Source organism: Stenotrophomonas sp. PS02301 (assembly GCF_029959485.1).
Lineage (GTDB): Bacteria > Pseudomonadota > Gammaproteobacteria > Xanthomonadales > Xanthomonadaceae > Stenotrophomonas > Stenotrophomonas maltophilia_Z.
Genome location: NZ_JASCOO010000076.1, coordinates 1 through 19,451, shown reverse-complemented (window position 1 = coordinate 19,451; position 19,451 = coordinate 1). Strand labels below are relative to the sequence as shown.

The window sequence follows — 19,451 nt, the reverse complement described above, 5'->3', positions numbered from 1 at the left end:
GCCCATCCCGGGGCCGGTGTGTTGACGGTGACGGTGGCGGCCTGCGGCGGGCACCTACCGGGGTGGGGTCCAGTCGTTTATTATCAAGCACTAACAGTGCATTCCCAAGGTGTGGTCTAAGGTGGCGAAACAGGTCCCGGAACGAGCCAAGGCGTCCGACAGCAAGGCAGCGCCGCGCAAACCGGCTGGCGAGGACAATCCGCGCCGGCAGCGCCTGTGGCGCGACCTGGGGTTGATCGCGGTCGCCCCGGCATTGCTGTATCTGGTCGCCAGTCTGTTCACCTACTCGGCCACCGACCCCGGCTGGTCGCACACTGGCAGCGTGGTCGCGCCGGTCCACAACATGGGCGGTCGCGCCGGTGCCTGGATCGCCGACGTCCTGCTGCAGCTGTTCGGCTACATGGCCTTCGTGCTGCCGATCGTGCTGGGCGCACTGGCCTGGATCGCGATGTTCGGGCTCAAGCGCGAGGCCAAGGGTGAGCATGACCTGGATCCGGCGCTGCGCCTGGTCGGCCTGGTCGGCTTCCTGATCGCCGGCACCGGTTTCCTGCACCTGCGCCTGTTCGTGGCCGATGTGGCCCATGCCGGTGGCATCCTCGGCAAGCTGGTGGGCAGCTCGCTCAGCGTCGGTTTCGGCGCGTTGGGCGCCAACCTCTTCGTGCTGGTCCTGTTGCTGGCCTCGATCACGCTGGCCACGGGCATCTCCTGGTTCGTGGTGATGGAGAAGATCGGCAACTGGGTGCTGGCACTGCCGCCGCTGTTCAACAAGAAGAAAGAGCAGGCCACCGAGTGGCAGCAGACCCGCGCGATGCGCGAGGAACGCCAGGAAGTGCGCAAGGTCGACGCCGAGGTCCGCGCCAAGCGCGAGCCGGTCAAGATCGAACCGCGCCCGGAGCCGGTGCTGGAGAAGAGTGATCGCGCCAAGCGCGAGACCCAGATTCCGATGTTCCGCGGGGTCAATGGCGATGGCTCGGATGTGCCGCCGCTGGCGCTGCTGGATGATCCCAAGCCGCAGCCCAAGGGCTACGACGAAGGCACGCTGGAGACGCTCTCGCGCCAGATCGAGTTCAAGCTCAAGGACTTCCGCATCGATGCACAGGTGGTCGGTGCCTATCCCGGCCCGGTCATCACCCGCTTCGAAATCGAGCCGGCCCCTGGCATCAAGGTCAGCCAGATCAGTTCGCTGGACAAGGACATCGCGCGCGGTCTGTCGGTGAAGTCGGTGCGCGTGGTCGATGTGATCCCGGGCAAGTCGGTGGTGGGTCTGGAGATCCCCAACGTCACCCGCGAGATGATCTATCTCTCCGAACTGCTGCGCTCCAAGGAGTACGACAAGTCCGCCAGCGTGCTGACGCTCGCGCTGGGCAAGGACATCGCCGGCCGGCCGACCGTGGCCGACCTGGCGCGCATGCCGCATCTGCTGGTGGCCGGTACCACCGGCTCGGGCAAGTCCGTGGCGGTCAATGCGATGGTGCTGAGCCTGCTGTACAAGGCCTCGCCGAAAGACCTGCGGATGCTGATGATCGACCCGAAGATGCTCGAGCTGAGCGTCTACCAGGGCATCCCGCATCTGCTGGCGCCGGTGGTCACCGACATGAAGGAGGCCGCCAACGGCCTGCGCTGGTGCGTGGCCGAAATGGAGCGGCGCTACAAGCTGATGAGCGCAGTGGGCGTGCGCAACCTGGCCGGCTTCAACAAGAAGGTCAAGGATGCCCAGGACGCCGGACAGCCGATGATGGACCCGCTGTTCAAGCCCAACCCGGAACTCGGCGAGGCCCCGCGTCCGTTGGAGACGCTGCCCTTCATCGTCATCTTCATCGACGAATTCGCCGACATGATGATGATCGTCGGCAAGAAGGTGGAAGAACTGATCGCGCGCCTGGCGCAGAAGGCGCGTGCGGCCGGCATCCATCTGATCCTGGCCACCCAGCGCCCCTCGGTGGACGTGATCACCGGCTTGATCAAGGCCAACATCCCGACCCGTATCGGCTTCCAGGTCAGCTCGAAGATCGATTCGCGCACCATCCTCGATCAGTCCGGCGCGGAAACGCTGCTGGGCCACGGCGACATGCTGTATCTGCCGCCGGGCACCGCGTTGCCGGACCGCGTGCATGGTGCGTTCGTCTCCGATGAGGAGGTGCACCGCGTGGTCGAACATCTCAAGGCGAGCGGCCCGACCGACTACATCACCGGCGTGCTGGACGAAGTGCAGATGATGGGCGATGGCGTCGTGGTCGGCCCCGGTGGCTTGCCCGAGGCAGGCGGCGGTGGCGGCGATGAGTCCGATCCGCTGTACGACGAAGCTCTGCGCATCGTCACCGAAACCCGTCGTGCCTCCATCTCCGGCGTGCAGCGTCGCCTGAAGATCGGCTACAACCGTGCCGCGCGCCTGATCGAAGCGATGGAGGCGGCTGGCGTGGTCAGCCCGCCCGAGCACAACGGCGACCGCAGCGTGCTGGCGCCGCCCCCGCCCAAGTAACGCCGGGCCCGGCCTGGCTGCGTAGAACCCGGGCGCGACCCGGGTGTTGCCGAGCACAAGGAACCTGCAATGAAGCCGATGATCTGGACGATGCTGGGCGCCATGACGCTCGCGCCCGTAGTGGCGTGGGCCGATGCCCAGCCCGTGCCGGCACCCGTGACACCCGTGGCACCGCCCAGCCCGGGCGGGCAGAGCGGCCCGGCCGCGGGCGCTGAAGCGCAGGCCAACAACAACTTCAGCTTCGTGCGCTATCGCGCCGACTACGTGGTGCGCCCGGATGCGGGCAACACGCAGACCGAAGCGTACGAGATCCTGCTCAAGACCACATCGGCGGTCGAGCAGTTCAGCCAGGTGCGGCTGAGCTACAGCGAGAAGATGGAAACGCTGGAGGTGCTGCAGGCCTACACCCTGACCGCCGATGGCCAGCGTCGGGACGTGCCGGCCGACCGCATCTACACGCAGGAAAGCTATTCCAGCGCGGCGGCGGCGATGTACGCCGACCGCAAGGTGCGCGTGGTGGTCTTCCCGAATCTGGCGCCCGGCACGCGCGTGGTCTACCAGACCCGGCGCACCCAGAACACGCCGTACTTCCCGGGCTATTTTGGCCTATGGGAAACCTTCAGCGTATTCACCCAGTACGACGATGCCCGCGTGACCCTGAGCGCGCCTGCCGATCTACCCATGCAGGTGGAACAGCGGGGCGTGCAGGGCAGCCAGGCGCCGCGTGTGCGCAATGGCATGGCACGCTGGGAATGGACGTACCGGCGCACGGATCCACTGAAGGCGCAGAACTGGTCCGCCGCCGCGTGGGAGTACAGCCCCACCATCATGGCCAGTACGTACCGTGACTGGTCGCAGGTGGCGCAGGCCTACCAGCTCAAAGGTGGCGAGGCCGCTGCTGTCACGCCGCAGATCCAGGCGCTGGCCGACGAGCTCACCCGTGGCATCACCGACCGTCGCGAGCAGGCCGCCGTGCTGTATCGCTGGGTGGCGCAGAATATCCGCTACGTGGCGGTGTACCTGGGCAATGGCGGGCTGGAACCCAACCCGGCGCAGAGCATCCTCGACAATCACTACGGCGACTGCAAAGACCATGTCGTGATTCTGGAGGCGTTGTTGGCAGCGCGTGGCATCCAGAGCACGCCGGTGCTGATCGGTGCCGGCGGTGGGCCGACGCTGCCGGCGATTCCGCTGCTGGGCCGTTTCGACCACGCCATCACCTACATCCCCGAGTTCGACCTGTACCTGGACTCGACCGCGCCCTATGCGCGTGTTGGCCAGCTGCCCGAGGGCGATCTTGGCGCGCCGGTGCTGCATACCCGTCAGGCCGTGGTGGCGCGCACTCCGGCCAACGATGCCTCGCGCAACGGCACCGGGATCGAGGCGGCGTTCCGGTTCGATCCGGCGGGCAATCTGTCTGGCCAGACCGTGCTGCACCCCAGCGGCGTGACCGAAATTGGCATGCGCGGTGCTTTCGCACGGCTCAACGCGCAGAACCGGGCGCGTGCCGAAGAATCGATGATGGCCGCGTCCGGCTTCGACGGCAGCGGTGCACTGACACTGCTGGGCGACCCGCAGGACCTGACCCGGCCGTTCAACTTCCGCTATGACTTCCTGGCCAGCGACTATGTCGATTTTGGCGTGGTCGGCGGGATGGTGCTGCCTGACGCCCCGGGCAGCCAATCATTCCGTGACCTGTATGCCAGCACGTCGGCGCCGGAAAACGCCACGCCGTTCTATTGCAACGATAGTCTGCGCGATGAGCGCTACCAGCTGACGTTCCCGGCGAACGTGCCGATCGTGGCGATCCCGCGCAGCCAGCACTTCGGCAATGCGGCGGGTGAGTACCAGGTGGACTGGACGCGCGAGGGGCAGCTGATCACCGCGCACCATCGGCTGCACCAGCGGGCCGTGCGCGGGGCGGATGCGCTGTGCCAGCCGGAGGATTACGCCGCCTTCCGCGAGCTGTACCAGCAGGTCCGTCGCGGCTTCCGCGGGCAGGTGGTGTATGGGGATCTGAAGACGGTGCAGGCCGGCCCATGAGGGCCCTCGAAGTGTCTCGTTTCCAGCGCATAATGTGTCCCTGATCGCCCATTCAGCATTGAATGGGCACACTCCCGTCCATCCTTCCCATTCGCCTGGATACCCGCATGCACACCACTTTCCGCCGCTCCCTGCTTGCTGCCACCCTGGTCGTGGCCAGTGTCGGCTCGGCGTCGGCCTGGGCCGGCGCCCGTGATGAGCTCAACCGCTTCACCCAGGGCCTGAAGGGCCTGGACGGGCAGTTCAGCCAGCAGGTGTTTGACAGCAAGGGCAAGGTGAAGGAGAACACCAGCGGCCGCGTTGCGTTGTCCGCACCGCGCCTGTTCCGCTGGGAATACATCAAGCCGCACGAGCAGCTGATCGTGGCCGATGGCAAGAAGGTCTGGGTGTACGAGCCGGACCTTGAGCAGGCCAGCGTGCGCCCGCAGGGGCAGGAAGAGCAGAACAGCCCGCTGACCGCGCTGATCAATCCGGCCCTGCTGGACAAGCAATACGACGTCAGCGAAGAGGCCGCCGTGCGCGATGGCCTGCAGTGGCTGTCGCTGAGCCCGAAGCGTGAGACCGACACTGCCTTCCAGTACGCCGCGCTGGGTTTCAATGCGCAGGGCCTGGCCCGCATGGAAGTAGTAGATGCGGTGGGCCAGCGCACGGTGATCAGCTTCACCGGGTGGAAGCGCAACCCGAGCTTCGCCTCGGGCACCTTCAGCTTTACCCCGGCCAAGGGTGTGGACGTCATCGGCGAGTAACGGCCGCGGGCGTTCGGCCGCGATAGAATAGAGACGTGGCCAGAAACCGAACGACTTTCAACGGGCCCGATCTGCTGACCGTGGATCGGGACAACATGCGCCCGCTTGCCGAGCGGATGCGCCCGCAGACGCTGGATGAGATGGTGGGCCAGAAGCGCCTGCTCGCACCGGGCAGTGCGCTGCGCCGGGCGGTCGAATCCGGCCATGTGCACTCGATGATCCTGTGGGGCCCGCCGGGCTGCGGCAAGACCACCCTGGCGCTGCTGCTGGCGCATTACGCCGATGCCGAGTTCCGTGCGATCTCCGCCGTGCTGTCCGGCCTGCCGGAGGTGCGCCAGGTGCTGGCCGAAGCCGCGCAGCGTTTCGCCGAGGGGCGCCGCACGGTGCTGTTCGTGGACGAGGTGCACCGCTTCAACAAAGCCCAGCAGGATGCGTTCCTGCCGCATATCGAACGCGGCACCATCGTGTTCGTTGGCGCCACCACCGAAAACCCCTCGTTCGAACTGAACTCGGCGCTGCTTTCGCGCTGCCGCGTGCACGTGCTGGAGTCGGTTTCTCCAGCGGACATCGTGGAGGCGCTTGAGCGTGCGCTGCACGACAGCGAGCGCGGCCTCGGCAGCGAAGACCTGCAGGTGGCTCCCGAGTCGCTGCTGGAAGTCGCGACCGCCGCTGACGGCGACGTGCGCCGGGCCTTGACCCTGCTGGAGATCGCGGCCGAGCTGGCCAGTGGCGACGGCGGGCGGATCAGTCCGGAGATGCTGGTGCAGGTGCTGGCCGATCGCACCCGGCGCTTCGACAAGGGCGGCGAGCAGTTCTACGACCAGATCTCGGCACTGCACAAGTCCGTGCGCAGCTCCAACCCGGATGCCGCGCTGTACTGGCTGACGCGCATGCTCGATGGCGGCTGTGATCCGTCGTATCTGGCGCGTCGCCTGACCCGGATGGCGATCGAGGACATTGGCCTGGCCGATCCGCGCGCGCAGTCGATGGCGTTGGAAGCGTGGGATATCTATGAGCGCCTGGGCAGCCCGGAGGGCGAGCTCGCCTTCGCGCAACTGGTGCTGTATCTGGCCAGTACCGCCAAATCGAACGCCGGCTATGCCGCCTTCAACAAGGCCAAGCAGGAAGTGCGCGAGACTGGCACGCAGGAGGTGCCGCTGCACCTGCGCAACGCACCGACCAAGCTGATGAAGGAGCTGGGCTACGGCAAGACCTATCAATACGATCACGACGCGGACGGTGGGATTGCGCTGGATCAGACCGGCTTCCCCGATGCGATGGGCGAGCGCGTGTATTACGAACCGGTGCCGCGCGGGTTGGAGATCAAGTTGAAAGAGAAGCTGGATCGCCTGCGTGCCGCACGTGCACAGGCGCGGGCCGAGAAAGGCACTGACTGATGGAAGGCCTGGGCGTCTGGTGGCAGCAGCTCGGGCTGGTGATGGCCGGTGGCGCACTGGGCGCGGCGCTGCGTTTCATGATCGGCGATGCGATGCTGCGCCAGTTCGGCACTGGCTTCCCGTGGGGCACGCTGACGGTGAACCTGGTTGGTGCCTTTGTGGCGGGTTACGTGATGATCTGGCTGCAGAGTCGGGGCACGGCCGCGGTGTACTGGCGCGCATTCCTGATCGTGGGGATCGTAGGCGGGTTGACCACGTTTTCGTCGATGATGCTGGAGTCGCTGGTGTTCACCCGCGCGGATCGAAGCCTGATGGTGCCGCTGTACCTCGGGGTGAGCCTCGTCGGCGGGATGCTGCTGGTGTGGGCGGGCGCGCGCGTGGCAGAGGCGTGGCGCTGACGCGTGCGTCGCAAATGCAGAAATCCACGGAAAACGCTGGATTAAAGTGATGTCTCACGATATCGTGCGCGCCCCCGTTTGCATCCTCGTCCGTCATGCGCGATGAACAAGACCCCGGAACACTGGAACTGACGCTGCCGCGCAAGCGCGGCCGTCCGCCCACGTTCGGCTACGCGATGACCGATGCACAGCGTGCGGCCCGCTACCGTGCGCGCCGCGCCGGTCAAGCCGGCCACGCCGATGTGCGCAACTGCAGCGACATGGTGCTGCTGGACAAGATCCGCGCCTCGATCACCGCCAAGGATCCGGAACTGACCGGCTTCCTGGTGCACGTGCTCTGGCAGCGCTACCCGCTGCAGCTCAAGTAAGCGCGCCCGCCCGTTCCTGATCGAGCAGCCCCGCCAAGCGCAGTGCCAGCGTCTTGACCAGCGGGTCGGCGGTGGCGCGATGGAGCAGGGCGATTTCGAACGTATCGATCGGCGGCAGGCCCTGTTCGGGGCCCAGCACGGTGTGCTCACGGCTCAGGGCGCGCGCCGGCAACAGGCTGATGCCCATGCCATCGGCCACCGCGCCCTGGATCCCGCTCAGGCTGGAGCTGGTGAAGCTGATCCGCCAGCGGCGGCCGAGCGCTTCGATCGCGTCGATGATGTCGTCGCGATACAGCCCGCGCGGCGGAAAGGTGACCAGTGGCACCGGGTCCAGGCCGATGCAGCCATTGCGGGCACTGTCGATCCAGACCATGGTCTCCGGCCAGCAGGCCACGGCGGCGCGGCTGTTGCGGCGCTGCTTGACCAGGATCAGATCGAGTTCGCCGTGATCGTAGCCATTGGCCAGGTCGCGGCTGAGGCCGCTGGTCACTTCGAGCTTCACCTGGGGGTGCTCGCGGTTGAAGGCGCCGAGCAGCTGGGTGGTCGCGGCGCTGACGAAGTCCTCCGGCACGCCCAGCCGCACAGTGACGGCGACCGTGGTGCCGGCCAGCGCTTCCAGCAGCTGATCGTTGAGCGCCAGCAGTTGGCGTGCATGACCGAGCACGAGCTGCCCGGCATCGGTGGGGTGCACGTCGCGGTTGCCGCGCACCAGCAGCGGATGGCCGGCCATCTCTTCCAGCCGGCGGATCTTCTGGCTGATGGTGGACTGGGTGGAGTGCAGGCGCGCTGCCGCGGTGGTGAAGCTGGCGCAATCGGCCACCATCACCATCGCGCGCAGCAGGTCCAGATCGAACAGGGTGCGATTCGGTTTTTCACTTGCGGTCATGCCGTCATTGTGAATCGCAATGGCTGTCGGCGCCAACACCGACGCGCATGCGGTCACGTGCTGTTGGTGCCTGCCGAGGCCTCCGACGGTTCGCTACGGGCCAGGCTGCGGCTGATCCGCTCACCTGCCTCGCGCATGGCCTGGTGCAGTGCAGGGGGTCCCAGCACCTCGAAATCCAGACCCAGCGCCAGCAACCAATACACCACCGTGCCCAAGGGGTTGGCGGCGCAGCGCAGCAGGCAGCGCCGGTCATCGACCGCCTCAAGTTCTCCGGCTGATGCCGGGATCTGCTGGCGCATCACCGACAGCGGTGCGTGCAGGATGATCCGCGCCAGGTCGTGGTGCTGGCCCAGCGAGAGCGCGCGGGCGACCCACTGGCGCAGATCGCCCTCGCCGGGCCCTGTGCGCGGCGCGAAGTGCGCACCCACCACCGGTGCGCTGGCGATCCGGTCGATGCGGAAGGTGCGCCAGTCGTTGCGCCCGGTGTCCCAGGCGACCAGATACCAGCGGCGATCGGCATGCACCACGCCCTGTGGCTCGACCTGGCGTGCGCTGGAGATGCCCTCACGGTCGGTGTAGTCGAAGCGGAGTTGGACCTGGTCGCGGCAGGCGCAGGCCAGGGTGGTCAGCCGCCCGGCATTCACCTGCGGGCCGATCGGGTTGGCGGGCAGGAGCGCCGAGCGCAGTGCGGCCAACCGGGGGCGCAGTCGCGGTGGCATGGCCTGTTCGATCTTCACCAGCGCCGTGATCGCGGTCTGCTCGATGCCGCTGATGGTGCCGGTCACGGCGGTGCGCAGCGCAACCGCCGCCGCCAGCGCTTCCTCGTCATCCAACAACAGCGGCGGCAATGCACGCCCCGGGCGGAACGCATAGCCGCCGGCGATGCCGGTGCTGGCGTGGATGGGGTAGCCAAGCTGTCGCAGGCGATCAATGTCCCGCCGCAGCGTGCGCGGGTGGATGGCCATGCGTTCGGCCAGCTCGCCGCCGGCCCAGTGCGGGCGGGATTGCAGCAACGAAAGCAGGCTCAGCAGGCGGGCGGAGGCGGTCAGCATGCGCGGCAGCGTAGCAGTCATTGCGGGCCGATTCTGTCCGCAATGTTGCCTAGTCTTGAGCGCACGGTGCAGCACCGGTTCCGCCGCACCTTGCCACCCCTCTCAAGGAGTTCTTCGATGTCCCTCGTTTTCTATTGGCACCCCATGTCCAGCGCCACCCCGGTCGCGTGCGCCCTGGCCGAGCTGTCCGTCCCGCACGATCGGGTCAAGATCGACATCCGCAACGGCGAACAGCGCACGCCGGCGTATCTGGCGATCAATCCGAATGGCAAGGTCCCGTGCCTGGTGGTGGACGGCACGCCCCTGTTTGAAGGTCTGGCGATCCACCTGTGGTTGGGCGAGCAGTACGGGGTGGGCCAGGGCCTGTGGCCGGTGGTGGGGACCCCGGCTCGACTGGAGGCGATGTCCTGGTGCACGTGGGCGTACGTGACCTACGCAGCAGTGCTCGGGCGGGTATGGCTGGCGACCGTGGACGATGCGCTGCGCAGCGTGGAGCATGCTGCGGCGGGCATCCGTGCCGCCAACGAACTGCTGGATCTGCTGGAGGCGCGCCTGTCGCAGCAGTCGTGGATGCTTGGTGAGGCGTACTCATTGGTGGATCTGGTGGTAGGCCAGGTGGTGGGCTACGGCACCCATCTGGGAGCGGTGGTGGATGCGCATCCGGCGGTGGCCGGCTGGCTGCAGCGGGTGCAGGCCCGCCCGGCGATGCAGGGCGAGAATTGACGCAGCCGGATCCGGCAGCGCGCAGCATCGCAATCATGCATGTGCTTCATGCTGAAATTTAACTGGTGAATGTGCCGGGCCTGACCGTAAGGTGGCCCGGTTCTCTCTCCGGTGTGCTCTCCATGTCTTTGCGTCTTGCCATCCCGGTGTTGCTTGCACTGACCCCATCCGCGTTCGCGGCCGAGCAGGCGGATCTGATGATCCGGCATGCCACCGTGGTCGACGTCGAGCACGCCACGACGGTGGCCGACCAGACGGTCGTGGTCCGTGGTCAGGACATCGTCGCCGTCGGCACCGACCGGGCGATGCGCAAGGCATGGCGGGCCAGGCATCAGGTGGACGGCAAGGGTCGCTATCTGATCCCCGGGTTGTGGGACATGCACGTGCACTTCGGGGGTGGCCCGGATCTGATCGAAGAGAACAAGGCGCTGCTGCCGCTGTATATCGCCCATGGCATCACCACCATCCGTGATGCGTCCGGCGATCTGCCCGAGCAGGTGCTGCAGTGGCGCGGGGAGATCGCCGACGGCCGCCTGGCTGGCCCGCAGTTGTTCACCTCGGGCGCCAAGATCGAAGGCATCAAGCCGGTCTGGAAGGGCACCATTGAAGTGGGTTCGCAGGCGGACCTGGATGCGGCATTCGTGCGCCTCAAGCGCGACCGCGTCGATTTCGTCAAGATCACCGACAGCACGCTGACGCCTGGGTTGTTCCTGGCTGCCGTGCGCGGGGCGCGCGCCAATGGGCTGCGTGCCTCCGGCCACATCCCGATGGCGTTGACCGTGCAGCAGGCCGTCGATGCCGGTATCAGCTCGATCGAACACCTGGACTACGCCTACAAAGCCGGGGTCAAGGATGAGGCGGCCATCGCGGCGGACTTCGCTGCCAAGCGGATTGATCGCGCGCAGGCCAACGCACGGCTGGATGCTGGATCTGATCGTGATACCGCCATGGCCGCCTACCGCGGCTTTGCGGCGAAGGGGGTGTTCGTGACGCCGACCCTCAATGGCGGGCGCATCCTGGACTTCCTGGATCAGGACGACCATCACGACGATCCTTACCTGGCCTACATCGGCCCGAAACTCCAGGCCACCTACGCCTGGCGTGTGGAGCGCGCCGCCAAGGCAACCCCGGCGCAGATCCAGGCCCGCCATCAGGAATACCACCAGGTCGCCGCCGTACTACCGATGCTGCAGCAGGCCGGCGTCACGATCATGGCCGGCACCGATGCGGGCTTCCTCAACTCGTTCAACTATCCGGGCATCGGCCTGCATGACGAACTGTCACTGTTCGTCAAGGAAGGGCTGACCCCGGCGCAGGCACTCTCGGCGGCCACGCGCGCGGGCCCGGCCTGGTTCGGTACGCTGGACCGCTACGGCGCGGTCGCGCCGGGCAAGGCTGCCGATCTGGTGTTGCTGGAGCGCAATCCGCTGGAGGACATCGAGGCCACACGCAGCATCCAGTACGTGGTACTGCGTGGCCAGGGGTATGACCGCAAGGCGCTGGATGCGTTGCTGGCCCAGACCCGGGCGAAGGTCGCGGCGTGGAAGGCGGAAGAAACGAAGGAGTAATGGAGGGGAGCGCGCTCATCGGTGCGGTGGGCGCGCACCGGTCTGGACAATGCGCCGGGTTACGGCAATGTCGGCGAGGTGAAGTTGAAGGTGCGGCCGTCGGCAAGGCGCGCGGTCGCGCTGTGCGGGCGCAGGGTGTGCGCATCGACCTGCTGCGGTTGATCGGAGAAGTTGGCCACGATCACGCTGCCATCGGCGAACGTAGTCTGCTGCACCTGGCCGGCGGTATCGCGCCAGCGGAAGTCGACCAGCGCCTGATCGAACAGGGCCTGATGCAGCGGCCGGAAGAAGGCGTCCAGATGGCGCAGGTAGGCGATCCGTGACGCGGCGGTGGCCACGCTGAGATTGAGCAGCGGTGGTACGTTGTACAGCTGCTGCAGCAGCTCGGTGGTGCTGCGGCTCTCGCGGAACTTGAGGCTGTCCAGGGTCCAGTGATGGGTGCTGACCACGCTGTCGTGGAAGGCCGCCTGCAGCAGCGGCAGGCGTCGTGACGGGTTGAAGTAGAGCTGCTGGTAGCGCGGTTTGAGCTGGCTCTGTCTGAAGAAGAAGGCCGGCTGATGCTCGGGCGCCCACGCGCCGAGGTAGTAAGGCGAAGCGCGTTCACGGCGCATCTGCGGGTCGCCCCAGCCGAAGCCGGCGGTCTGCGCACCGTGGGCAAAGGCGACGTGGCGATTGACCGTCGCTGCGCCGACTTCCGAGCCGACCACCAGCTTTTCGCTATCGGCCAGCCAGGCCAGCGCGGCACTGCGGTTCGCCGCGTCCTGCGCCTGCGAAGTGGGCTTGGCCGGGTCGCTGTCGTCAAACAGCATGCCGGTGGCAGCGACATCGAGGAACCAGCTGTTGTAGGGGGTATCAGCGCGCAGGGCGCGTACGCGGCGTTCCATCAGCGGGCGGACGCAGGCGGCATTGGTGTACACCCCGCTGCCCTGGAAGCCTTTGATGCGTTGGCCGTCGGGCTTCATGATCCCGCAGCGTTCGAATGCGTCCTGCCCCAGTTGTGCTGAGAGCCAGGCGGGATTGTCGTTACCGTCGGGCAGGGCGGTGTCATAGGAATCGTAGGGTGCGACCAGATAGCCTGCCTGTATGGCCGTGTCCACCGCGCCCGGGCTCGCCCAGGCGGCGGTCCAGTCCGGCAGCCCGAGCCAGAGTCGTGGCAGACCCGCGGCCCGCAGCGCGTGGATCATCCGCGGCGATGCCGTGTCGCCGCGTGCTGCTTCCGGCTGCAGGGCCTTGCCCAGCGTCGCGTCCAGCGCGTGTCGACGCTGCTGGAGGGCATCGGCGGTCTCGCCGGGGAACTGCTCGGCCAGTGCGGCGTTGATGGCGCTGACCAGCACCTGCTGCACATAGGGGCCGCTGTGCGGGGCGGTCACTGCCTCGCGTGCCTCCTTGTCCTTGCCGACCCACGCGTGCGGCAAGAGGGCTTTCAGCTGGCGCCAGTCGCGCACGTCCTGTTCGGCCAGTACCCGGTCGCCCCAGAGGTACAGGTGGCTGGCGCCGATCAGTTTGTCGCCGTCCGGCACACGCGCCAGTTTGTCCTTGAGCGCGATGAAGCCGCCTTGCGCCTGCAGCCATTGCCGGTAACGTTTGGCTGGCGCCAGCCAATCCGGGGCATCCAGGTTGATGATCACAACATAGGGGTCGGTCTGGTTGAGGGGATGGAAGTCGTGCTCTGCGGTGAGCGCGAGGGTCGCGCCATCGGCGCTGAAGCGCACGGTGTTGTTGAAGGGCGTGGCGAACAGGATCGACAGCACCCGGTCCGGCCAGGCGAGGCCGATCACGGGCAGGGTCAGGTCTTCGGTGGTGTTGACCTCCCCATAGGCGTTGAGCAGTTCATCGCGCCAGGCGGTGTCACCGGCGGGAATGTAGTAGCCCTCGTGCAGTGGAAGCAGGAGCGCGCCGGCACCGGTCGGCAGCGCGGGCCATGTGACGACACCGGCGGTGCTGCGCTCAAAGCGCAGCTGCAGGGCGTCCTGCTCCAGTGTGGCATGGACGGTGGTGGCGCCGCCGCGCTGCCACTGCGCACTCACCGGTGTCTGCACCAGGTCCAGGATGGTGTCGGGCGCTGTGGCGGAGGAGATCACGGTGTCCACGCCGTCGCGCGTGGTGGCGATGACCGCAAGCGTCGCCGGGTCGATGTCCACCTGCCAGCGTGCATTGGCCAGCGTGAGTGCGTGGGCGGCGGGTGAGGCAACCAGCAGGAAAAGGGCAAGCAGCCTGGCGGCGGGCATGGGACATCTCAGTTCAGGGTGTGGTGGCCTGCCGTCGCGTCACAGCGACCGGAGGGTGGGCCGAATCGGTGTCGAGCCTAGCGCTGATTCGGCAGCTGCCGAGCGCGGCCCATCACAGTTGCACGCACCGAAGGCCGCAGATGTGCTGGAATTGTGATCCGGTCAGGTAAAGCAGGGTGTAGAGCGATGCGCAAGCTTGCTGCTGCGGCTCCCCGTTTGAGGCGTATTCCTGTTGTTTCCGTGCTGGCGGGGATCGCGATGGCGATCACAATGCCTGCGTTCGCTGCGACGGGTGATCCTGCGCGCGCGGTGGTGGACGCGCTGTATGGGTTTCGTGCGACACACGGCCCGGCGTATCCAGATGCATTTCCGGCGTTGCGGTCGATGCTGAGCCCCGGATTGCTGGCGCGATGCGTTCGTTACCAGCGGGCGCTGGACGCGCCGGGCGCACCGACGGATCTGGTCCCGACCATCAACTACGACCCGTTGACCGGTTCACAGGAGGCGCTGTCGTCATCGTATCCCGCGGCCGAAGTGGCGCGGCGGAAGGACTGGGTCCGCTACCGTATCCGTGCGACCTACCTCGATGGCGCGGCCTGGAATGACATCGATGTGCAGGTGGTGAAGTTGAGTTCAGGGCAGTGGCGCATCAGCAACATCAATCGGCTGCGGCAGGATTGTGCGCTGGGGCCGTATCCGGATGTCCCTGGCCGATAGGAAGCAGGCCCCGCGTTTGCAGGGCCTTGTTTATTGCGCGCGCGATGCCTGGGCTTTGCAGTGGCAACGGGTCGTCTCAGTGGGCTCCCGCGCCAGGCAGGGTGGCAATGCGCTGCCCCAGCGCATGCGCCGTCTGCAGATGGGCGTGTGCATCGCCGTGGTCCGTGTCCAGCAACAGCGTGGAGGACAGCACCGGCGCGCCGCAGTAGTCGAAGATGCCGGTGTCGATCTGGGTCTTCATCGCCTCGGTATAGCCACGCTTCTGCCACGTGCGTTCGTCGGCGCCACCCAGGCCGACCAGGTGGACGGGCAGGTGCCCGAGTTTCTTGAGGACGCCCTGGCCGCTGCTGTCGTCGTAGGCCCAGCCACCGGTAAAGACCCGGTCGATCCACCCCTTCATCAGCGCCGGCATGCTCCACCAGTAGACCGGAAACACGAGGACCAGCGCGTCAGCGCGGTCCAGGCGGGCCTGTTCGGCCAGAACATCGGCGGGAAAGGGTGCCTGGCGATGATGGCCCTTCAGGTCGTTCTGGGTGAAGCGGGGGTCAAAGCGCTCTGCAGCGAGGTCGGCCAGTTCGACGGTGGCGCCGGTGGTTCCGGTGATGCCGTCGGCAATCCGGCGGGCGACGGCATGGGTCAGTGCGGCGGGATCGGGATGGGAGGTGACGATGAGGGTATGCATGAAATTCCTGGAGGCGGTGGAGGCTGTATACTTTTGGTAAGTTGCGGTCCGTAAGCTACGATTGGTATATAGCGATGTCAAGTCCACACGCTCCAGCAGCGTCTGCCGCCCCTCGCCGCCGGATGAGCCGCGACGACCGCCTGCGCCAGTTGCTGGAAGTGGCCTGGCGGCTGATTCGCGAGGAGGGCACGGACGCGCTGACGTTGGGGCGCCTTGCCGAGCAGGCCGGGGTGACCAAGCCGGTGGTGTATGACCATTTCGGTACCCGGGCCGGCCTGTTGGCGGCGCTGTACCAGGATTTCGATGCGCGCCAGGGCGTAGTGATGGACGCGCGGTTTGCCGACAGCGGTTCGACGCTTGCGGAGAAAGCGCAGGTCATCGCCGATGCCTACGTGGCCTGTGTGATGAAGCAGGGGCGTGAGATTCCCGGCGTGATCGCCGCGCTGGCCGGTTCCCCCGAGCTGGCGCGCATCAAGCGCGAGTACGACGTGGTGTTCCTCGAACAGTGCCGCGCGCTGCTCTCACCGTTCGCGCCGGCGGGCGCGCTGCCCTTGGCAGGCCTATGGGGCATGTTGGGCGCGGCCGAAGGGCTCTCGTCTGCGGCGACGACGGGCGACATCAGCCCTGAGCAGGCCGTGCGCGAACTGGCGGCGACGATCGTTGCGATGGTTGCGCGCGGCTGAGCGCTCTACGTCTGTTTGGCAGTGTCATGCTCGGCGCCGCAGAGGATCAGGCGCGTATGATGTCCCGCCCTGTTGGACTGGATGCCATGCGCGATTGCCTGCCTGTTCTTGCACTTGCCGCCGCGATCGGTGTGGCGTTGCCTGCGACCGCTGCGACGGTTTCGTTGAATGCGCGCCTTGAGGCGGCCTCGAGTGTGCAGGTCAACCAGGTGCCGGCGAGCGGCGCATCACTGGTCGGGCGTGTGCAGCAGTTCCGCAACGGCGACAGCCTGATCAGCCTCGGCGACGGTGAGGGTCAGCCGGTCGTGCTGACCCTGTGCAAGGGAAAGGCGCATCTGAATCTCGAGGCGAGCTGGCCGGGTGCGCCCGCGGCGAAGACCCCGGAAGAGAAGCAGATGCGCGCGTACGGCATGTACTTGGCGGTGATGGGGGGCATGGCGATGGTGCAGGGGATCACAGGTGATGCCCTGGTGCTGCCTGCCGAAGGACAGACATCGACAGCGCAGCGCGAGACGTCCTGGGCCTATGGCAAGGAGCTGTACGCGGTAGCGGTGAGCCATGCGGCCGGCGGCGAGATCCGGATCAAACTGACCAAGACGGAGAACACCACCAGGACGCCGCCGTCCGGTCCGGATGACACTGTCAGCACCGACGGTGACAAGGCGGCACGCCTGGCCGAACTGGACCCGGTAGGCACATCGCGCGAACTGGTGATCGCTGCGGCGCCCATGGCGGAGGGCGTGCCGGACACGATGTCGTTGAAGGGCTGGATGTCCGCCAGTGGCAAGGGCGGCGCGACGGTAGGTGCGGCGCGCAAGGCCTCGGGCGATTGCGCGCGCTGAACCGCGTGGCGCAACGTCAGTGATACCCATTCTCATTTGAGTTACACTGGCGCGATAGCACCGTCCCTCGCTCCGGGTAGTCATGATTGTTTCGTCGTCGCTGATCTCTTCCGTATCGCCGTGGTTGCGCACGCTGGGCGTAGCGACCGCCATCGGCATGGCGGCGCTGTCGCCGGCCTCGGCGCAGCAGCGCAATCCCGAGCAGAAGGTCGGTGAGACGGTGCTGGACCAGCCGGCGCAGAGCTATCGTTTCGAACACTTCGTGCTGGACAGCCCCGATCACGCCCGCCGCTGGCGGGTGAATGTCGGCGTGCCGGCGAAGGCTGCAGCCACGCCGGCGCCGGTGCTGTACATGCTCGATGGCAATGCCGCGGCGATGGTGCTCGACCAGGCGATGCTTGCCGACTTGGCCGCGCATGCCGCGCCGGTGCTGGTGTTCATCGGCTACGACAACGACCTGCGGATCGATTCCCCGGCGCGCACGCTCGACTACACCGCGTGGATCGATACCGCTGATGACGAAAACGGCACGTCGCAGTCCAGCGGCGGGGGTGCGTATGCGTTTCTCGATCTGATCGAGCGCCGGATCAAGCCGGAAGTGCAGCGCCGTGCCAGCATCGATCTGCAGCAGCAGTCGCTGTGGGGCCATTCGCTGGGCGGTTTGTTCGTGGTCAGCACGCTGTATACCCGCCCGGCCGCGTTCCAGCATTACGTGTCGGCCAGCCCGTCACTGTGGTGGAGCCAGGGCGCCCCGCTGGGCGACATGGAGCGCCAGTTCATCGCCAACGCCCAAGGCCAGCCGGCACAGGTCACGGTGATGCTCGGTGGTGATGAGCGCACCGGCAACCGCGGCGTGCGTGACATGACCAATCCGCGCGTGGTCGCGCATCTGCGCCGCATTGGTGGCGCCACCCCGGATGCAGCGCAGCAGCTGGCCACCCGCCTGGCCAAGGTGCCGGGCCTGACCGTGCAGTACCGCGAATTCCCCGGCCTCGGCCATGGGCCGATGCTGCCGGCATCGCTCAAGGCGACGCTGAGCCAGTTGTATGGCATCGCCGATCGCAGCGGCACGCCCGCGCCGGCCCCCTGATTTTTTCGTTACCCAGGCAGTTCCGTGGCCCTGTGCCACCGCCGCAACGGACCGCGGCCACGCCAAGGCAAGCACTGTGACAACGCGCCAACCGGCGCGCCCCCAACAGAAGGAGTCTGCTGATGTACACCCTGAAAACCCTCCCGCGCGTCGCCACCCTGGCCCTTGCGCTGTCGCTGGCCAGCCCGACCGTGTTCGCCCAGCCGGTGTTCGATGCGCCGGCCAACGGCTTCCGTGGTGAAGTGGTCAGCCGCGGCCAGAACGTGGTGCCGGGCAGCGATGCCGAGGTGATCGGCCGCCAGTTCGTGCCGGGCCAGCAGGTCACCCTGCTGCGCGGTGAGACGGTGCTCAATGCCACCCCGTACGTGGTCGATGCCGAGGGCAACTTCAAGGGCAACGTCGCGATTCCGGCCGATGCCGTGCCCGGTCAGCAGCCGGTGATCGTGCGTGCCAGCCAGCCGTCCGCGGCGACGGTGCTGTCGCTGCGCGTCTCGCCGAACCTGCCGCTGAGCGGCCAGCAGAACTTCAACCAGACCTCGGCCAAACTGGTCCAGGGCCTGTACCAGTCCGCGTACAGCGCGGCCAGCAATGCGGTGTTCGTCACCGCTGCCGTCGGTCGCCCGCCGGTCACCCAGTCGCAGCTGCTCAAGCTGGACCCGAAGACGCTGAAGGTCACCGCCAAGATCACCCCGGCTGAAGTACCCGGCGGCAAGGGCGGCGCGGTGTTCGCGGTCTATGGCGTGGGCGTGGATGATGCCAACGGCAACGTGTGGGTGACCAATACCCGCCAGGACACCGTGGCGGTGTATCGCCAGAAGGATCTCTCGCTGGTGCGCCAGTTCGATGTCGGTGCCGTACCGCATGCCCGCGACATCGTGGTCGATGGTCGTCATGGCAAGGTGTTCGCTTCGGCCGCCGGTGAGGATCATCTCTCGGTGTTCGATGCCCGCACCCTGCAGCCGCTGGAGCCGATCACCCTGGCCTCGGGCGTGGACGACAAGAAGTTCGTCCCGATGAGCCTGGTGCTGGATGAAGCGTCCGGCAAGCTGTTCACCGTCAGCATCGGCACACCGGAAGCGGCGGTGATCGACACCACCACCGGCAAGGTCGAGAAGGTGATCGATCTGGGCAACGCGATCAGCGCCTCCGGCGTCGCCTACGATGCCGCGGCGGGCCGCCTGTACGTGGCTTCGCAGGGCACCGACAACCTGCTGATCGTCGATGTCGCCAGCGGCAAGGTGCTGCATGACGTGCCGGTGGGCGCGGGTGCGCTGAACGTCGCCTTCGAGCCGGTGTCCAAGCTGGCCTATGTGACCAATCGCGGTGCCGGCACGTGACCGTGGTCGATGGCAACGGCAAGGTGGTGGGCAACCTGGATGGCGGTACCTTCCCGAACCATGTGCGTGAAGATGGCAAGGGCAACGTGTTTGCCGTCAACAAGTCGCGTGATGCCCAGGATCCCAAGGGCGACCGCATCACCCGCATCAGCACCCGCGCGAACTGAGGTTCGCGCAGTGCGTTGCACTGGCGGCGGGGCGAACAGCCCCGC

Annotated in this window: 18 protein-coding genes; 14 read left to right on the top strand and 4 right to left on the bottom strand. The window is 67.0% G+C overall.

The genetic code is table 11. The features are described from left to right. Positions 1 to 121: 121 nt before the first annotated feature. The 6 genes from QMX81_RS16035 to QMX81_RS16010 all read left to right on the top strand — a co-directional run bounded on the left by QMX81_RS16035 (position 122) and on the right by QMX81_RS16010 (position 7,431). Complete coding sequence (locus tag QMX81_RS16035; RefSeq protein ID WP_121036781.1) at positions 122 to 2,479, top strand: DNA translocase FtsK; 2,358 nt, start codon at positions 122 to 124, stop codon at positions 2,477 to 2,479. Positions 2,480 to 2,557: 78 nt separating this feature from the next. Then, on the top strand, positions 2,558 to 4,522 hold the full coding sequence (locus QMX81_RS16030) for a DUF3857 domain-containing transglutaminase family protein (RefSeq protein ID WP_282262971.1): 1,965 nt from the start codon (positions 2,558 to 2,560) through the stop codon (positions 4,520 to 4,522). 107 nt (positions 4,523 to 4,629) lie between these two features. Beyond that, positions 4,630 to 5,268 (top strand): outer membrane lipoprotein chaperone LolA, encoded by a 639-nt coding sequence (gene lolA / locus QMX81_RS16025; protein WP_282262968.1) that lies wholly within the window; start codon positions 4,630 to 4,632, stop codon positions 5,266 to 5,268. Between the two features lie 95 nt (positions 5,269 to 5,363). Continuing rightward, a complete protein-coding gene (locus QMX81_RS16020) occupies positions 5,364 to 6,665 on the top strand; it encodes a replication-associated recombination protein A (protein WP_282262966.1) in 1,302 nt (433 codons plus the stop codon). Further along, positions 6,665 to 7,063 (top strand): fluoride efflux transporter CrcB, encoded by a 399-nt coding sequence (crcB, locus tag QMX81_RS16015; protein ID WP_282262964.1) that lies wholly within the window; start codon positions 6,665 to 6,667, stop codon positions 7,061 to 7,063. Before QMX81_RS16020 ends, crcB begins: the two co-directional genes overlap by 1 nt. Positions 7,064 to 7,158: 95 nt before the next feature. After that, entirely contained in the window at positions 7,159 to 7,431 is a 273-nt protein-coding gene (locus QMX81_RS16010; protein WP_259260879.1) for a hypothetical protein, read from the top strand. On the opposite strand, the gene QMX81_RS16005 is transcribed toward QMX81_RS16010, so the two are convergent. Both QMX81_RS16005 and QMX81_RS16000 read right to left on the bottom strand, forming a co-directional pair. Next, positions 7,424 to 8,317 carry a LysR substrate-binding domain-containing protein gene (locus QMX81_RS16005; protein ID WP_282262960.1) on the bottom strand — a complete coding sequence of 298 codons (894 nt, stop codon included), beginning with the start codon at positions 8,315 to 8,317 and terminating at the stop codon, positions 7,424 to 7,426. The two genes, QMX81_RS16010 and QMX81_RS16005, sit on opposite strands and share 8 nt — an antisense overlap. Positions 8,318 to 8,370: 53 nt before the next feature. Continuing rightward, positions 8,371 to 9,390, bottom strand: coding sequence for a WYL domain-containing protein (locus tag QMX81_RS16000; protein WP_282262958.1), 1,020 nt, complete (start codon positions 9,388 to 9,390; stop codon positions 8,371 to 8,373). A 96-nt stretch (positions 9,391 to 9,486) separates the two neighbouring features. Here QMX81_RS16000 and QMX81_RS15995 point away from each other — a divergent pair, with 96 nt between their 5' ends. Both QMX81_RS15995 and QMX81_RS15990 read left to right on the top strand, forming a co-directional pair. After that, a complete protein-coding gene (locus QMX81_RS15995) occupies positions 9,487 to 10,092 on the top strand; it encodes a glutathione S-transferase family protein (RefSeq protein ID WP_121036788.1) in 606 nt (201 codons plus the stop codon). A 122-nt stretch (positions 10,093 to 10,214) separates the two neighbouring features. Continuing rightward, positions 10,215 to 11,660 (top strand): amidohydrolase family protein, encoded by a 1,446-nt coding sequence (locus QMX81_RS15990; protein ID WP_282262953.1) that lies wholly within the window; start codon positions 10,215 to 10,217, stop codon positions 11,658 to 11,660. Positions 11,661 to 11,719: 59 nt separating this feature from the next. On the opposite strand, the gene QMX81_RS15985 is transcribed toward QMX81_RS15990, so the two are convergent. Beyond that, positions 11,720 to 13,888: a glycoside hydrolase gene (locus QMX81_RS15985; RefSeq protein WP_282262951.1), complete on the bottom strand. Its 2,169-nt coding sequence runs from the start codon at positions 13,886 to 13,888 to the stop codon at positions 11,720 to 11,722. 186 nt (positions 13,889 to 14,074) lie between these two features. Between QMX81_RS15985 and QMX81_RS15980 the strand changes: the two genes are divergently transcribed. Next, positions 14,075 to 14,605, top strand: coding sequence for a hypothetical protein (locus tag QMX81_RS15980; protein ID WP_282262949.1), 531 nt, complete (start codon positions 14,075 to 14,077; stop codon positions 14,603 to 14,605). Between the two features lie 76 nt (positions 14,606 to 14,681). Here QMX81_RS15980 and QMX81_RS15975 read toward each other — a convergent pair whose 3' ends face one another. After that, a complete protein-coding gene (locus tag QMX81_RS15975; protein WP_282262948.1) occupies positions 14,682 to 15,287 on the bottom strand; it encodes an NAD(P)H-dependent oxidoreductase in 606 nt (201 codons plus the stop codon). A gap of 122 nt (positions 15,288 to 15,409) precedes the next feature. On the opposite strand from QMX81_RS15975, the gene QMX81_RS15970 reads away from it, so the two are divergent. From QMX81_RS15970 to QMX81_RS15950, 5 genes are all read left to right on the top strand, one after another. Beyond that, entirely contained in the window at positions 15,410 to 15,970 is a 561-nt protein-coding gene (locus QMX81_RS15970; RefSeq protein ID WP_259462067.1) for a TetR/AcrR family transcriptional regulator, read from the top strand. A 59-nt stretch (positions 15,971 to 16,029) separates the two neighbouring features. Next, positions 16,030 to 16,812 (top strand): hypothetical protein, encoded by a 783-nt coding sequence (locus tag QMX81_RS15965; protein ID WP_282262947.1) that lies wholly within the window; start codon positions 16,030 to 16,032, stop codon positions 16,810 to 16,812. An 82-nt stretch (positions 16,813 to 16,894) separates the two neighbouring features. Continuing rightward, positions 16,895 to 17,902, top strand: a complete 1,008-nt coding sequence (locus QMX81_RS15960; protein WP_282262946.1) for an alpha/beta hydrolase-fold protein — start codon at positions 16,895 to 16,897, stop codon at positions 17,900 to 17,902. A 122-nt stretch (positions 17,903 to 18,024) separates the two neighbouring features. Further along, complete coding sequence (locus tag QMX81_RS15955; protein ID WP_282262943.1) at positions 18,025 to 19,239, top strand: ATP-binding protein; 1,215 nt, start codon at positions 18,025 to 18,027, stop codon at positions 19,237 to 19,239. Continuing rightward, positions 19,236 to 19,406, top strand: coding sequence for a hypothetical protein (locus QMX81_RS15950; protein WP_282262941.1), 171 nt, complete (start codon positions 19,236 to 19,238; stop codon positions 19,404 to 19,406). The genes QMX81_RS15955 and QMX81_RS15950 overlap by 4 nt, the downstream gene beginning before the upstream one ends. Positions 19,407 to 19,451: the final 45 nt, after the last annotated feature.